This window comes from Micromonospora sp. CNZ295 (assembly GCF_004217535.1).
The window spans coordinates 2,587,835-2,602,828 of record NZ_SHKZ01000001.1 but is presented as its reverse complement, the minus strand read 5'-3'; the positions used below and the strand labels follow the sequence as shown (position 1 = coordinate 2,602,828).

14 protein-coding genes are annotated in these 14,994 nt (G+C 73.6%); 1 reads left to right on the top strand and 13 read right to left on the bottom strand.

Going from position 1 to position 14,994, the window contains the following annotated elements:
- Positions 1-61: 61 nt before the first annotated feature.
- From EV376_RS12370 to truB, 5 genes are all read right to left on the bottom strand, one after another.
- A complete protein-coding gene (locus tag EV376_RS12370; protein WP_130322825.1) occupies positions 62-1,450 on the bottom strand; it encodes a M16 family metallopeptidase in 1,389 nt (462 codons plus the stop codon).
- Between the two features lie 47 nt (positions 1,451-1,497).
- Entirely contained in the window at positions 1,498-3,864 is a 2,367-nt protein-coding gene (locus EV376_RS12365) for a polyribonucleotide nucleotidyltransferase (protein ID WP_130322823.1), read from the bottom strand.
- Positions 3,865-4,097: 233 nt separating this feature from the next.
- Positions 4,098-4,367 carry a 30S ribosomal protein S15 gene (gene rpsO, locus EV376_RS12360; RefSeq protein ID WP_130322821.1) on the bottom strand — a complete coding sequence of 90 codons (270 nt, stop codon included), beginning with the start codon at positions 4,365-4,367 and terminating at the stop codon, positions 4,098-4,100.
- Positions 4,368-4,622: 255 nt separating this feature from the next.
- Complete coding sequence (locus EV376_RS12355; protein WP_130322819.1) at positions 4,623-5,552, bottom strand: bifunctional riboflavin kinase/FAD synthetase; 930 nt, start codon at positions 5,550-5,552, stop codon at positions 4,623-4,625.
- A 30-nt stretch (positions 5,553-5,582) separates the two neighbouring features.
- Positions 5,583-6,485 carry a tRNA pseudouridine(55) synthase TruB gene (gene truB, locus EV376_RS12350; RefSeq protein ID WP_130328629.1) on the bottom strand — a complete coding sequence of 301 codons (903 nt, stop codon included), beginning with the start codon at positions 6,483-6,485 and terminating at the stop codon, positions 5,583-5,585.
- 131 nt (positions 6,486-6,616) lie between these two features.
- Here truB and EV376_RS12345 point away from each other — a divergent pair, with 131 nt between their 5' ends.
- Positions 6,617-6,934, top strand: a complete 318-nt coding sequence (locus EV376_RS12345) for a hypothetical protein (RefSeq protein ID WP_130322817.1) — start codon at positions 6,617-6,619, stop codon at positions 6,932-6,934.
- A gap of 33 nt (positions 6,935-6,967) precedes the next feature.
- Here EV376_RS12345 and EV376_RS12340 read toward each other — a convergent pair whose 3' ends face one another.
- The 8 genes from EV376_RS12340 to EV376_RS12305 all read right to left on the bottom strand — a co-directional run bounded on the left by EV376_RS12340 (position 6,968) and on the right by EV376_RS12305 (position 14,987).
- A complete protein-coding gene (locus EV376_RS12340) occupies positions 6,968-8,296 on the bottom strand; it encodes an MATE family efflux transporter (protein WP_130322815.1) in 1,329 nt (442 codons plus the stop codon).
- Between the two features lie 498 nt (positions 8,297-8,794).
- Positions 8,795-9,004: a DUF6186 family protein gene (locus EV376_RS12335; protein WP_207228541.1), complete on the bottom strand. Its 210-nt coding sequence runs from the start codon at positions 9,002-9,004 to the stop codon at positions 8,795-8,797.
- On the bottom strand, positions 9,004-9,411 hold the full coding sequence (locus EV376_RS12330; protein ID WP_130322811.1) for a hypothetical protein: 408 nt from the start codon (positions 9,409-9,411) through the stop codon (positions 9,004-9,006). The genes EV376_RS12335 and EV376_RS12330 overlap by 1 nt, the downstream gene beginning before the upstream one ends.
- Before the next feature lie 78 nt (positions 9,412-9,489).
- Complete coding sequence (locus EV376_RS12325; RefSeq protein ID WP_130322809.1) at positions 9,490-10,521, bottom strand: DHH family phosphoesterase; 1,032 nt, start codon at positions 10,519-10,521, stop codon at positions 9,490-9,492.
- The gene (rbfA, locus tag EV376_RS12320) at positions 10,518-11,000 is read right to left on the bottom strand and encodes a 30S ribosome-binding factor RbfA (protein ID WP_130322807.1); all 483 of its coding nucleotides are present in this window, start codon (positions 10,998-11,000) and stop codon (positions 10,518-10,520) included. The genes EV376_RS12325 and rbfA overlap by 4 nt, the downstream gene beginning before the upstream one ends.
- A gap of 195 nt (positions 11,001-11,195) precedes the next feature.
- Entirely contained in the window at positions 11,196-11,489 is a 294-nt protein-coding gene (locus EV376_RS12315; RefSeq protein WP_130322805.1) for a DUF503 domain-containing protein, read from the bottom strand.
- 87 nt (positions 11,490-11,576) lie between these two features.
- On the bottom strand, positions 11,577-14,561 hold the full coding sequence (gene infB, locus EV376_RS12310; RefSeq protein ID WP_130322803.1) for a translation initiation factor IF-2: 2,985 nt from the start codon (positions 14,559-14,561) through the stop codon (positions 11,577-11,579).
- Positions 14,562-14,654: 93 nt separating this feature from the next.
- Positions 14,655-14,987, bottom strand: a complete 333-nt coding sequence (locus tag EV376_RS12305; protein ID WP_130322801.1) for a YlxR family protein — start codon at positions 14,985-14,987, stop codon at positions 14,655-14,657.
- Positions 14,988-14,994 lie beyond the last annotated feature (7 nt).

Sequence of the window (14,994 nt, the reverse complement as noted above, 5' to 3'; positions counted from 1 at the left end):
GACCTACCGCACCCGGAGTGGATCGCCCCCCGGCCCCTCGGGTCGGTGAAGGAAACGGCGCTCAGGCGCGGAAGTCGGACTCTCCGAACGGGCCGACCACCGCGAGGGACATCGGGCGGTTCAGCAGCTCCGCAGCGAGCGAGTTGACGTCGTCGACGGTGACCGCGTCGACGCGGGCGAGCAGCTCGTCGACCGGCATCAGGTCGCCGTACAGCAGCTCCCCCTTGGCCAGCCGGCTCATCCGGGAGCCGGTGTCCTCGAGGCCGAGCACGAAGGAGCCCTTGCTCATGCCCTTGCCCCGGGCCACCTCGGCCTCGGTGAGCCCGTCGGTGGCCACCCGGGCCAGCTCGGTACGGGTCAGGTCCAGCACCTCGTCGACCTTGCCCGGCGCGCAGCCGGCGTAGACCGCGAACAGGCCGCTGTCGGCGTACTGGCTGGCGTAGGAGTAGACCGAGTACGCGAGACCCCGCTGCTCACGGATCTCCTGGAACAGCCGGCTGGACATGCCGCCGCCCAGGACGTTGTTCAGCACACCGAGGGCGAACCGCCGGTCGTCCAGCCGGTCGATGCCGGGGCAGCCGAGCACGACGTGCGCCTGCTCGGTCTCCTTGGGCTCGACGACGTTGGCGGCGGGCTTCGTGCGTACCGCCGGGGTGGCGGCCCGGTGCGCTGCCGGCACGGCCGGGTCGGTGTCCAGCGGGGTGCCGCGCAGCGCCTGCCGGACCAGCTTGACCACGGCGGCGTGGTCGAGGTTGCCGGCGGCGGCGATGACGATCCGCGGCGCGGTGTAGTGCCGCCGGTAGAAGCCCTGGATCTGGCGGCGGGACATCGGGGTGACCGTCTCCTCGGTCCCCGAGATGAGCCGGCCGAGCGGGTGCTCGCCGTAGACGGCCCGGGCGAACAGGTCGTGCACCTCGTCGCCGGGCTCGTCGTCGTGCATGGCGATCTCCTCGAGGATCACGCCCCGCTCGGTCTCGACGTCGGCCGGGGTGAGCACCGAGTCGGCGACCAGGTCGCACATCACCTCGATGGCGAGCGGCAGGTCCTCGTCGAGCACCCGCGCGTAGTAGCAGGTGTACTCCTTGGTGGTGAAGGCGTTGGTCTCCCCGCCGACCGCCTCGATCGCCGAGGAGATCTCCAGCGCGCCCCGCTTGTTGGTGCCCTTGAACAGCAGGTGCTCCAGGAAGTGGGCGGCACCGGACTGCGGGCCGGTCTCGTCCCGGGAGCCCACCGAGACCCAGATTCCGAACGACACGCTGCGCATCGCCGGGATCGCCTCGGTGAGTACGCGCAGCCCGCTGGGCAGCACGGTACGTCGCACCGTGCCGCCCAGGGGATCGTCGCTGAGCGTCCGGGTCACGGCGCGGGCGGCACCGCCCCCGGACCTACCCCGGAACGCCGCCACCCCCCGTCGGCCCGGCGGAAACGGTGCAGCGGCTGCCCGACTCACGAGTTGCTCCCGGTTCGACGAGGGGTGGGTGGTGCGTTGGTCAAGCGTCAGCTGTGCCGGGTGCGACGGCGCGGACGCGACTCGCCGCCGCCCTCGCCGCCCTCGCCACGGTCGCCGCGGTCCGGACCCCGGCCGCCACGCTCGCCGCCGCGCTCGCGGTCACCGCGGTCGCGCGGGCCCCGGTCGCCCCGGTCCCGGCCGGCCGGCCGGTCGGCGGCCTCGGCCGGAGCCTCGGCGCCCTCGGGACGCACCTTGTCCAGGTAGATCTTGCCGCGCTGGTCGATGTCGGCGATCTCCACCTCGACCTTGTCCCCGACGTTGAGGAAGTCCTCGACCTTCTCGACCCGCTTGCCGTCGCCCACCTTGGAGATGTGCAGCAGGCCGTCGCGGCCGGGCAGCAGCGAGACGAACGCGCCGAACGCGGCGGTCTTGACGACGGTGCCGAGGAACCGGTCGCCCACCTTGGGCAGCGTCGGGTTCGCGATGGCGTTGATCCGCTCGACCGCCGCCTGCGCCGACGGGCCGTTGGTCGCACCGACGTAGATGGTGCCGTCGTCCTCGATGGAGATCTCGGCGCCGGTCTCGTCCTGGATGGCGTTGATGGTCTGGCCCTTCGGGCCGATCACCATGCCGATCTTGTCCACCGGGATCTTGACGGTGGTGACCCGCGGCGCGTAGTCGCTCATCGCGGCCGGACCCTCGATGGCCGCCTGCATCACGTCGAGGATCGTCTGCCGGGCCTCGTGCGCCTGCTGGAGCGCGGCGGCCAGCACGTCGGACGGGATGCCGTCGAGCTTGGTGTCGAGCTGGAGCGCGGTGACGAAGTCCCGGGTGCCGGCGACCTTGAAGTCCATGTCGCCGAAGGCGTCCTCGGCGCCGAGGATGTCGGTCAGCGTCACGTACTGGGTCTTGCCGTCGACCTCGTCGGAGATCAGGCCCATGGCGATGCCGGCGACCGGCGCCTTCAGCGGCACGCCGGCGGACAGCAGGCCGAGCGTGGACGCGCAGACCGAGCCCATCGAGGTGGAGCCGTTGGAGCCGAGCGCCTCGGAGACCTGCCGGATGGCGTACGGGAACTCCTCGCGCGAGGGCAGCACCGGGATCAGGGCCCGCTCGGCGAGCGCGCCGTGGCCGATCTCCCGCCGCTTCGGCGAGCCGACCCGGCCGGTCTCACCGGTCGAGTACGGCGGGAAGTTGTAGTTGTGCATGTAGCGCTTGGACTTCTCCGGGGAGAGCGTGTCCAGCGCCTGCTCCATGCGGAGCATGTTCAGCGTGGTGACGCCCAGGATCTGGGTCTCGCCACGCTCGAAGAGCGCCGAGCCGTGCACCCGCGGCAGCACGCCGACCTCCGCGGTCAGCGGACGGATGTCCCGGGGGCCGCGACCGTCGATGCGGACCTGCTCGCGGAGCACCCGGCTGCGCACCTCGGACTTGGTGAGCGACCGGAGCGCGGCGGACAGCTCCTTCTCCCGGCCCTCGAAGCGCGGGCCGAGTTCCTCGGCCATCTTCGCCTTGATCCGGTCCAGGGCCTCCTCGCGGTCGGCCTTGCCGGCGATCTTCAGGGCCTCCGCGACGTCGGCACGGGCCACCTCGGCCACCGCCTCGTACACGTCGTCCTGGTAGTCGAGGAACACCGGGAACTCGGCGACCGGCTTGGCGGCCACCTCGGCCAGCTCGCTCTGCGCCCGGCACAGCTCGCGGATCGCGGGCTTGGCGGCCTCCAGGCCGCTCGCCACGACCTCCTCGGTGGGCGCGGGCGCGCCGCCGGCGACCAGCTTCACGGTGTGCTCGGTGGCCTCGGCCTCGACCATCATGATCGCGACGTCGCCGTCCGGCAGGGCCCGACCGGCGACCACCATGTCGAAGGTGGCGCGGGCGAGCTCCTCGTGGGTCGGGAAGGCAACCCACTGGCCGTCCACGTGGGCCATCCGGGTGGCCCCGATCGGGCCGGAGAACGGCAGGCCGGAGAGCTTGGTCGACATCGAGGCGGCGTTGATCGCCACCACGTCGTACGGGTGCTGCGGGTCGAGGGCCAGGACGGTCTCGACGACCTGGACCTCGTTGCGCAGGCCCTTGACGAACGACGGGCGCAGCGGCCGGTCGATCAGCCGGCAGGTGAGGATCGCGTCCTCGCTGGGCCGGCCCTCGCGGCGGAAGAACGAGCCGGGGATCCGGCCCGCGGCGTACATCCGCTCCTCCACGTCGACGGTCAGCGGGAAGAAGTCGAACTGCTCCTTCGGCTGCTTGCCCGCGGTGGTGGCGGAGAGGACGACCGTCTCGCCGAGCTTGGCGATGACGGAGCCGGCGGCCTGGCGGGCCAGGCGGCCGGTGGAGAAGGTGATCTCCCGGGTGCCGAAGGCCCCGTTCTCGATCACGGCGGTGCGGGACTCGGTGCCGAGGTTGCTCTCGGTCATCTGCGGTAGTGCTCCTTCGCGTAGCGGACCCGCGACGCGGAGCTGCTCAGACGGCCGGTCTTCGATCGAAGCGCCCGGGCGGGTCGGCGTCGTGCCGGATGCCCGGGGGCCACTACCGGAGACCGGTACGCTGACCGGCTCCCGGATGTGTCGGGTGGTCGCGCGGCCCTGGTTGTTCGGGTGCCGGTGAAGCGGACCGGGGGAGCGGCCAGGTCGGCCACTCCCCCGTCACGTCACCGGCGCAGACCGAGTCGCTCGATGAGCGACCGGTAGCGGTTGATGTCCTTCTTCTGCACGTAGTTGAGCAGCCGACGGCGGCGGCCGACCAGCAGCAGCAGCCCACGGCGGCTGTGGTGGTCGTGCTTGTGCACCTTGAGGTGCTCGGTCAGGTCCGAGATCCGCTTGGTGAGGACCGCGACCTGCACCTCCGGCGAACCGGTGTCGCCCTCGGCGGTCGCGTACTCCGCGCGGATCTGGGCCTTGGCTTCCTTGTCGAGCGCCATTTTCTCCCTGTTTCGGTGGGTTGTTCGGTGGTGCCCGCCGTATCGGTCCCACCCGAGTGGCCGGGTCGTTGCCCGAAGAGCGGACGGTCCTCGCACCCGCGGCGTCGTGCAGGCACGCGAGGCCCCACGTCGGTCAGCCGACGTCCCCGCCAGCCTACCAGCATGTGGACGGGCGGGCCGGTCAAGGGCCGCCACGCGCCGCCCGGCGGGGCTGCCGGACCCGCGGCGACGCTCCGCCGGAACCCGCCGCCGCGCTCAGCCCAGGGCCCGTCGGGTGCGCTCGACGTCCTCGGCGATCTGGGCCACCAGCGGCTCGATCGAGTCGTAGCGGACCTGCCCGCGCAGGTGCGCCACGAAGTCCAGGGCGAGCCGCTCGCCGTACAGGTCGCCGTCGAAGTCCAGCACGTACGCCTCGACCCGCCGTTCCCGGCCGGAGAAGGTCGGGTTCGTGCCGATGGACACGGCCGCCTTCAGCGGCTCACGCTGCCCCCGCCGCACCAGCCGGGCGGCGTAGATGCCGTCGGCGGGGACCGCCGCGTACCGGTGGCAGAGCAGGTTGGCGGTGGGGAAGCCGAGCTCCCGACCGCGCTGGTCGCCGCGCACCACGACGCCCTCCAGCCGGTGCGGCCGGCCCAGCGCGCTGGCGGCGGCCGCCACGTCGCCGGCGTCGACGCACGAGCGGATGTACGTGGAGGAGAACACCGTCCCCGCCTCGGCGACCAGGGGCGCGCCCTCGACGGCGAAGCCGAACGTGCGGCCGAGCCGTTCCAGCAGCGGCACGTCCCCGGCCGCCCGGTGCCCGAACCGGAAGTTGTCCCCCACCACCACCAGCGCGGCGTGCAGGTGCTCGACCAGGACGTCGTGCACGAACGCCTCCGCCGGCAGCCGGGAGAACTCCGGGGTGAACGGCACCACGCAGAGCACGTCCGCCCCCAGCGCCTCGATCAACTCGGCCTTGCGGGCCGGCTCGGTGAGCACCGCCGGGTGCGAGCCCGGGCGCACCACCTCGGCCGGGTGCGGGTCGAACGTGACCACCACCGACTTGACGCCCAGCTCCCGGGACCGGGCGACGGCGTGCCCGATCGTCGCCTGGTGCCCCTTGTGCACGCCATCGAAGACGCCGATGGTGACGACGGACCGCCCCCAGCCACCGGGCGCCGCGTCGTACCCCCGCCACCGCTGCATGCTGCTCCTCCCCTGCCGCGACCGCCGCCGTCAGGCCGGCGCGAGCACGATCTCCGCGCGGGCCCGACCGTCCCGCTCGCTGACGATAGCGATCAGCCCGCCCGCCGGGCCGAACACCGCGTACGGGCCGTCGATCCCGACCGGGTCCAGCGGACCGCCGTGGGAGAGGACCCGCTCCTCGTCGGCCGTCGCGTCCCGGCGTGGGAAGAACCGGTCGGCCGCCGCGGCGAGCGGCAGCGTGACCACCTCGGGGGCGCGGCCCTCCAGGTCGTCGAGGGTGGCGGCCTCCGCGAGGGTGAAGCCGCCCACGGCGGTACGCCGCAAGGCGGTGAGGTGGCCACCCACGCCCAGCGCCAGGCCCGCGTCGCGGGCGATCGCCCGCACGTACGTACCGGACGAGCAGGTGATGTCGACGTCCACGTCGAGCACGTCGGGCTCGTCCCGCCGGATCGCCCGCACGTCCAGGCGGGAGACGGTGACCCGCCGGGCGGGCAGCTCGACGCTCTCCCCCTCCCGAACCCGCTTGTACGCCCGCTGCCCGTCGATCTTGATGGCGCTGACCGCGCTGGGCACCTGGTCGATCTCGCCGGTGAGAGCCGCGAGAGCGGCCCGGACCGCGTCGTCGGTCACCTGCCCGGCCGGCGTGCTGGCGATCACGTCGCCCTCGGCGTCGTCGGTGACGGTCGCCTGCCCGAGCCGGATCGTCGCGGTGTAGCTCTTCCCGGCCCCGATCACGTACGTCAGCAGGCGGGTGGCCCGGCCCACGCCGATCACCAGGACCCCGGTGGCCATCGGGTCGAGCGTGCCGCCGTGCCCGACCCGCCGGGTCCGGGCCAGCCGCCGCACCCGTGCCACCACGTCGTGCGACGTCATGCCGCCGGGCTTGTCGACCACGATCAGTCCGTCTGCGCTCACGGCCGCCAAGCCTGCCAGACACCGCCGCCGGGAACGGCAACGGGACGCCGCCCCCGAAAACGGGACTGTGATGTTCGCCCCTTCCTGCCACAATGTCCGCAACGACGCCCCGGTGGGAACGGGGGCGTCCGGACCACGGGGAGACATCGATGGGCACGCAACACGACGATCGAACCGAGAACGCCGCCGGCCGCGGCTTCCTGCGCACGCCGCGCGAGGCTCCGACCCTGCCGGACTGGATGCTCGACCCGCCGGCACCCCGCCGCACCGTCGGCGACCGGGTGGCCGCGACGGCCTGGTCGCTGCCGGGCGCCATGCCGCTACGCCGCCGCTGGTGGGCCTGGCAGCGGCGGCGCCGGCTGCACCAGCGCTTCCCGGTCGCGATGAAGGTGGCGACCTTCTTCCTCTGCTTCTTCCTGGCCCTGGCTCTGGTGCTGGCCGCCAACGCCCTCTACGGGATGTCCTGAGCCGGTCGGTCGGCCGCCGGGGCGGTCGGCGGGTCAGGCGCGCACGGCGCCGACCACCGCCCAGCCACCGGAGCGCAGGCGCAGCAGCAGGGCGACCAACCGCAGCACCACGAACAGCGTGAGCCCGGCCCAGATCCCGCCGAGCCCCAGCTCGAGCCCGTACGCCAGCCAGATCGCCGGCAGGAACCCGCCCAGCGCCGCCACGATGGTGAGATTGCGCAGGTAGCGCACATCCCCGGCACCGATCAGCACCCCGTCCAGGGCGAAGACGACGCCGGCCAGCGGCAGCATCGCCACGAACCACGGCCAGGCCACCAGCGCCTGGTCGCGTACCTGCGGATCGGAGCTGAACCAGCCGGGGACCACGCCCGCGCCGGCGGCGATGAGCACGGCGAACGCCACGCCGCAGACCCCGCCGAACAGCCCGATCCGGCGGGCCAGCCCCTTGGCCCCCGCGGCGTCGCCGGCACCCAGCGCCGCGCCGACGAGGGCCTGGGCGGCGATGGCGAGCGCGTCGAGCACCAGCGCGGTGAAGAACCACAGCTGCAGGGCGATCTGGTGGGCACCGACCGCCGCCGCGCCGAACCGGGCGGCCACCGCGGTGGCGGACAGGAAGCTGGCCTGGAACGCGACGCCACGGATCAGCAGGTCCCGGCTGAGCACGAGCTGCTGCACGATGACCCGCGGCTGTGGCCGCAGGGCCACCCGCTCGGCGACCAGCGCGCCCGCGAATAGCGCGCCGGAGATCGTCTGGGCGACCACGTTGGCGACCGCGGACCCGGGCAGGCCCAGACCGGCCGGGTAGACCAGCAGCGGGCAGAGCAGCGCGGAGAGCAGGTTGGGGCCGAGCACGAACCACAGCGGCCGGCGGGTGTCCTGGATCCCACGCAGCCAGCCGTTGCCGGCCGCGGCGAGCAGCAGGCCCGGCGCGCCGAGCGCCGCGATGCGGAGCCACTGCGCGGCGGCGTCGGCGACGTCGCCGTCGGCTCCGGCGAGGGTACGGGCGAGCGCCCCGCCGCCGATCTGCATGCCGACCGCGACCGACACGCCCGCCGCGAGGGCCAGCCAGGACGCCTGGACTCCCTCGGCGACGGCGGCCGAGCGGTCGCCGGCCCCGAACCGCCGGGCGGACCGGCCGGTGGTGCCGTACGCGACGACGGTGCCGATCCACGCGATGAGGGTCAGCACGGTGCCACCGATCGCGAGCGCGGCGAGCGGGATCCGGCCGAGGTGCCCCACGACCGCGGTGTCGACCAGCACGTAGAGCGGCTCGGCGGCCAGCACCACGAGGGCGGGCAGGGCGAGGGCCGCGATCCGGCGCGGCGACGCGGAACGGGGCGCGGTGGCGACGGACTGGCTCATCGCCGCCGATCCTGGCACGCGCGGGGTAAGGGCTGCAACCGCGGCCGTCACTTACCGGACGGTCGGACCGTCCGGGGGTGGTCGACGCTCGGCAGGCGACACGCGAGCGCCGCGGCCGAGCGTCAACCGATCGGAACGAGGGTCACTGGCGGGTGTCCATCGACGTCTGCAGGGCGCGGCGCAGCTGCTCGCGGGCCTCGTCGGTGGTGTCCGGCTTGGGCTTCTTCGACATGGTGGTGAATCCCTTCCAGGGCGCGAGCCACCGACACGGCGGTGGAACTCACGGGCGGTGTCTGCGCCCGCGGCGGTCCGGGGTCACCGGAGCGGCACGCGGGGCGGCGTGCCCGGGTCGGTCCGACCCTGGAGGGGGACGGCGCCGGGTGCGGCCCCACCCCCACGACCCGTGCCATCCGCTGGCACCGGTCAATTCCCAAGCTATCGTTCAGGTCCGCATGCTGCCGGGGGTTCCCACCATCTGGGCGGCCCCGACGCGGTGCCTCAACGGGCCAGGAAGTGCCAGCCCAGCCACCACCAGAAGCCGAAGACACCGATCCGGCCCACCGGCACCGACCCCACCTCGTAGCGCATCACGTACGCGCAGACCTCGCCGAGGGTGGGGATCCGGGAGCCCTCCCGGCGCGCCGCCCACTCCACGACGGCGAACAGCGCCAACGCGGCCAGAAAGCCGCCGATCGCGAGCGCCCGCATCATCGCCGCACCAGCCCCCAGAACGCGGACAGCCAGGCCAGCCAGGTCGCGGACCGGACCAGCCGGTCCTCCAGCAGGGGATCGGCCAGCCGGGAGAAGGTCGGGAAGTCGTCGCCCGCCGCGGCCACGAACGTGGCCCCCTCGAACACCACGAACACGGTCACCGGGAGCGCCCACCACACCGCCCCGGGGCCCAACCGGGGCGGGGCCGGCCGCCGGGGCACCCGGTTGCTCAGGCCGAGCCAGATCAGCACGCCGCCGGTGCCGAGCGTCCAGAGGTTCGCCTCGACCGAGAAGGACGGGAACCGACCACCGACCAGCGACAGGCAGACGAGCACCGGCACGGCGACGGCGGGACGGTCCCAGGCGCGGGGCGCCTCGACGGTGAGGTCGTGGGGCTGCTCCATCCCGCAATTCTGCCCATGATCACCGACGGCGGAAAGGTGGACACTCCCCGAGCCGACCCTGATCTTCACCCGGGCGGGTCAGCCGCGGGCGCCGTCGAGCAGCGCCCCGTGCAGCTCCCGGCGGATCGCGTCGACCACCTGGTCGGCGCTGCCCCGCCCGGTGAAGCCGGCGGCGAAGCGATGCCCACCGCCACCCAGCGCCACCGCCACCCGGCTCACGTCGACCGCCCCCTTGCTGCGCAGCGAGACCGCCCAGTCGCCGGGTGCCGTCTGCTTCACCACGCAGCTCACGTCCGCCTCCGCCGTACACCGGACGGAGTCGATGAGCGCCTCCAGCACGTACGGGCGCTGCCCGTACCGGGCCAGGTCGTCCAGCGTCGCCCAGGTCCACACCAGACCCCGGCCGCCGGCCGCCTCCGGCTCCAGCCGGGCCCGGCCGACCACCTCGCCGAGGAGCCGCACGGCCCCGAACGGACGGGTGTCGAAGATCCGACGGGAGATGTCGCCGGGGCGGATACCGGTGGCCAGCAGCCGGGCCGCGAACCGGTGCACCTCGGGTGTGGTGGCCTCGAACCGGAACGAGCCGGTGTCGGTGCTGAGCGCCACGTACAGGCACTCCGCGATCGCCGCGTCCAGCGGCACCCCGAGACGGGTCAGCAACCCGTCGACGACCACCGAGGTGGCCGCCGCGTGCGGGTCGACCAGGTTGACCGCCCCGAAGCGGGTGTTCGACGCGTGATGGTCGAGCACCACGGTGGTGCCGGCGGTCGTCAGGCGGTCGACCAGCTCCCCCAGCCGGGACTCGCTGGCCGCGTCGAAGCAGACCACCAGGTCCGGATCGGCGTACGCCGCCGTGGCCGGCACCAGCAGCTCCTCACCCGGCAGCCCACGGAGCGTCTCCGGCACCTCGGGCGGACCGGGGAAGGTGGCCTGCAGCCGCGCCACCCCGAGCCGCCGCAGGGCGAGGGCGAAGCCGAGCATGCTGCCGAGCGCGTCGCCGTCGGGGTTGACGTGGCAGATCAGCAGCACCCGCCCCTCGGCCGGCAGCCCCCGTACGGCGGCGACGGCCGCCGCCCAGTCGGTCTCGGCCGGCCCGACGGGATCGGTCACCGGCCGTCCCCGCCCCCGGGCGGGACCTCGTCCCCGGCGTCCTCCGCCTCGTCGTCGGTCTCGTCGTCCAGTCGGTACGGCTGGGCTTCGCCCGCGTACTTGGCCCTGGCGGCGAGGCGCTGCACCTCGGCGTCCGCGTGGCGGGCCTGGGCGAGCAGGTCGTCGATGTGCTTGACCTGGTCCTGCACGTCGTCCAGGACGAAGGTCAGCGTCGGCGAGTGGCGCAGCCCGAGCGCCTTGCCCACGGTGCTGCGCAGCATGCCCTTGGCGCTCTCCAGCGCGGCGGCGGTGCCCGACTGGGCGGCCGCGTCGCCGAGCACGGTGTAGAAGACCGTGGCGTCCCGCAGGTCGGCGGTGATCCGGGCGTCGGTGATGGTGATCATGCCGAGCCGGGGGTCCTTGATCTGGCTGCGCACCACCGACGCGACCAGCTCACGCACCCGCTCCGCGTGCCGGCGTACCTTGGCCGGATCCGACATCTCGCCACCTCCACGGCGTCCCGCTCCCGGCCGCCGTCGGGGACGCGGAACGTCACCCGGGCCGGCCGGCCAACACCTCGAACACTACCCGCGCCACCCTCCCGGGCGTACGCCGCCGGCGGTGGCTGTTGCCCACCCTTGGTTCGCGCCCGCGGGCTGGCAAGCTCGCTCCTCCCGCTGGCCGCTGACCAGCGGTCAGTCGTCCTCGCCGTGCAGCCGGCGGCGCACCGACAGCAACTCGATCTCGGGGCGGGCGGCGACGAGGCGCTCGCACGAGTCCAGCACCGCACGCACGTGGGCGGCCTCGGCGGCCACCACGGCGACCCCGACCTTCGCCCGACCGTGCAGGTCGAGCGCCCCCACCTCGGCGGCCGACACCTCGAAGCGGCGCAGTGCCGCCACGATCGGCCGTACGTAGGACCTCTTGGCCTTCAGCGACCGGGAGTCGGTCGGCAGCAGCAGGTCGAATACCGCGGTTCCGGTGTACATCGCCCCGGACGTTACGGACCGCCCCAGACATGATCAAGGGGTTTACGCCGGGCGTGGCGTAAACCCCTCGATCGGTGTCCTACCGGATCAGGCGCGTGCCTTCTCCCGCATCTCGAAGGTCTCGATCACATCGCCGACCTGGACGTTGTTGTAACCACCCAGGGTCAGACCGCACTCGAAGCCCTCCCGCACCTCGGTCGCGTCGTCCTTGAAGCGCTTGAGCGAGCTGATGGTGAGGTTGTCCGCCACCACCGTGCCGTCGCGCAGCAGGCGCGCCTTGGCGTTGCGCCGGATGAGCCCCGACCGGACGATGCAACCGGAGATGTTGCCGATCTTGGACGAGCGGAAGACCTCGCGGACCTCCGCGGTGCCCAGCTCGACCTCCTCGTACTCCGGCTTGAGCAGGCCCTTGAGCGCCGCCTCGATCTCCTCGATGGCCTGGTAGATGACCGTGTAGTACCGGATCTCCACGCCCTCGCGGTCGGCCATCTCGCGGACCTTGTTGGCAGCCCGCACGTTGTAGCCGATGATCGTGACCGCCTCGGACGAGGCGCTCGCCAGCATGACGTCGCTCTCGGTGATCGCGCCGACGCCCCGGTGGATGATCCTGAGCTGGACCTCCTCGGGGATGTCGAGGTTGAACAGCGCGTCCTCGAGCGCCTCCACGGAACCGGACACGTCGCCCTTGAGCACCAGGTTGAGCGAGGTCTTCTCGCCCTCCTTGAGCTGCTCCATGAGCGTCTCGAGGGTGGCCCGGCCACGGGAGTTGGCGAACGCCGCCGCCCGCCGCCGCGCCTGCCGCTGCTCGGCGATCTGCCGCACGGTGCGGTCGTCCTCGGCGGCCAGGAACGTGTCGCCCGCCCCCGGCACCGCGGTCAGACCCAGCACCAGCACCGGACGGGCCGGGCCCGCCTCGGCGACCTGGTTGCCGTTCTCGTCGAGCATCGCGCGGACCCGGCCGTGCGCCCCGCCGGCGACGATCGAGTCGCCCGCCCGCAGGGTGCCCTTCTGCACCAGCACCGTCGCCACCGCACCGCGGCCCTTGTCCAGGTGCGCCTCGATGGCCACACCCTGCGCCGGACCGTCGATCGGAGCGGTCAGCTCCAGCGACGCGTCCGCCGTCAGCAGGACGGCCTCGAGCAGGTCCTCGATGCCGATGCCCGGCTTGGCGGCCACGTTGACGAACATCGTGTCGCCGCCGTACTCCTCGGCGACCAGTCCGTACTCGGTCAGCTGCTGGCGGACCTTGTCCGGGTTGGCCTCCGGCTTGTCGACCTTGTTGACCGCCACCACGATCGGCACGTCGGCCGCCTTGGCGTGGTTCAACGCCTCGATCGTCTGCGGCATGACGCCGTCGTCGGCCGCGACCACCAGGATCACGATGTCGGTGACCTGGGCACCACGGGCACGCATGGCGGTGAACGCCTCGTGACCCGGGGTGTCGATGAACGTGATCGCCCGGTCCTCGCCCTCGTGCGGGACGTGGACCTGGTAGGCGCCGATGTGCTGGGTGATGCCACCCGCCTCACCGGCCACCACGTTCGCCTTGCGGATCGCGTCGAGCAGCTTGGTCTTACCGTGGTCGACGTGACCCATGACGGTCACCACCGGCGGCCGGCTGACCAGGCGATCCTCCGCCACCTCGGCGTCCAGGTCGATGTTGAACTGCGCGAGCAGCTCGCGGTCCTCGTCCTCCGGGCTGACGATCTGCACGTTGAAGCCGAGGTGCTCACCCAACAGCAGCAGGGTGTCGTCAGAGCAGGACTGGGTCGCGGTCACCATCTCGCCCAGGTTGAACATCTCCTGGACGAGCGAACCCGGGTTGGCGTTGATCTTGTCCGCGAAGTCCGAGAGCGAGGCGCCACGGGACAGCCGGACGACCTGACCCTGGCCCCGGGGCGCGCCCGAGGACATGGTCGGGGCCGACAGGTTGTCGAACTCCTGTCTGCGCTGCTTCTTGGACTTGCGACCGCGGGTCGGCTTGCCACCCGGACGCCCGAAGGCGCCGGCGGCACCGCCGCCGCGACCGCGACCGCCGCCACCGGGACGGCCGGCGCCACCGGCCGGCGCGCCGGGGCGGAAGCCGCCACCGCCACCGCCACCGGGGCCGCCGCGGTAACCACCGCCGCCGCCACCGCCACCGGGGCCGCCGCGGTAACCACCGCCGCCGCCACCGCCACCGGGACCGCCGCGGTAACCACCGCCGCCACCACCCGGACGACCGGCGCCCGTGCCGGGACGACCGGCACCGGGACCGCCGGGGCGACCCGGACGCTGGCTCGGCATGGACGCCGGGCTCGGCCGCGGCGGCATCGAGGCCGGGCTCGGCCGCGGCGGCATCGACGCCGGACTCGGGCGCGGTCCGCCCGCACCGGCCGCCGGCGGCCGCTGCTGCTGGCCGCCCTGGATGCCGAACGGGTTGTTACCGGCGCCGCGCGCCGGCGGACGCCCACCGGGCCGGGCGCCGGGGCCCGGGGTGGGTCCACCGGGACGACCGCCGGCCGTGGTGCCCGGCCGGGGCGGCATCGCGCCGGGGCCGGGGCGGGGACCGGGGCGCGGGCCACCCTCGGTGGGCGGCTCCCGCCGGACGTTCTCCCGCTGCTGCTGCCGGGCAGCCTGCGCGGCCTTGACCGCGGCCTCCTGCTCGGCCTTCAGCGCGGCGGCGCGCGCCTCGGCGGCCGCCACCTCGATGTCGTGGGCGCTCGCCGGCTTGGCCACCGGTGCCGCGGTCTGCGGCGGGCCGGGGACCGGTCCCTTGGGCTTCGGACCCGGCGACGGCGCGCCCGGCCGCCGGGGCGGCATGGGCTTGGCCGAGACGCGGGACGCGCCCGGTGCCGCCGACGGGGTCGGGGTCGACGCCGGAGCCGACGGAGCGGCCGCCGGCGGGGCGGCCGGTGCCGGGGAACCGGCGTTGTTGACGAACGCGCTACGCAACCGTCGGGCGACCGGCGCCTCGACGGTGCTGGACGCGGACTTCACGAACTCGCCCATCTCCTTGAGCTTGGCGAGAACGGTCTTGCTTTCGACCCCGAGCTCCTTGGCAAGCTCGTGTACGCGGGCCTTTCCTGCCACTGCACTCCTCACTCCGAGGTCGTGCGGGCAGCACCCGCAGCGACCTCACTCGTGCACTTGAAGCCTGGTCATTTCTGCGACTTCATCGTGTGCTCATGTCGGTCGTCCTACCTTGCTAGCGACCCGCGCCCGGTCGGGTTGACCGGACGTCGTGGTTGGCGCATCGAGGTGCTCCGCGAGCTCACCGTGGTCGAGGACCCCGGTGAGGCGCAGCGCCCGCCCGAAGGCGCGGCGCCGCAACGCCTGCGCGAAGCAGGCCGGATCCGGGTGCATGTTCGCTCCCCGACCCGGCAGCCTGCGGGCCGGATCAGGCCGGAGGCTGTGACCAGCCTCGTCACCGATCGCGACGATCCGCAGCAGTTCACTGGCCGGCGCCCGACGCCGGCAACCCACACAGGTGCGCTCCGGCAGCGCGCGTCGTGCCACTGGAGAA

Excerpts from the sequence above, each read along its gene's own strand:
- EV376_RS12315 (WP_130322805.1), bottom strand. The coding sequence starts at position 11,489 with ATGTACACCGGAACCGCGGTATTCGACCTGCTGCTGCCGACCGACTCC.
- EV376_RS12340 (WP_130322815.1), bottom strand. The coding sequence starts at position 8,296 with ATGAGCCAGTCCGTCGCCACCGCGCCCCGTTCCGCGTCGCCGCGCCGG.
- EV376_RS12345 (WP_130322817.1), top strand. The coding sequence starts at position 6,617 with ATGGGCACGCAACACGACGATCGAACCGAGAACGCCGCCGGCCGCGGC.
- rbfA (WP_130322807.1), bottom strand. The coding sequence starts at position 11,000 with ATGTCGGATCCGGCCAAGGTACGCCGGCACGCGGAGCGGGTGCGTGAG.
- rpsO (WP_130322821.1), bottom strand. The coding sequence starts at position 4,367 with ATGGCGCTCGACAAGGAAGCCAAGGCCCAGATCCGCGCGGAGTACGCG.
- EV376_RS12355 (WP_130322819.1), bottom strand. The coding sequence starts at position 5,552 with ATGCAGCGGTGGCGGGGGTACGACGCGGCGCCCGGTGGCTGGGGGCGG.
- EV376_RS12330 (WP_130322811.1), bottom strand. The coding sequence starts at position 9,411 with ATGGAGCAGCCCCACGACCTCACCGTCGAGGCGCCCCGCGCCTGGGAC.
- EV376_RS12365 (WP_130322823.1), bottom strand. The coding sequence starts at position 3,864 with ATGACCGAGAGCAACCTCGGCACCGAGTCCCGCACCGCCGTGATCGAG.
- EV376_RS12335 (WP_207228541.1), bottom strand. The coding sequence starts at position 9,004 with ATGCGGGCGCTCGCGATCGGCGGCTTTCTGGCCGCGTTGGCGCTGTTC.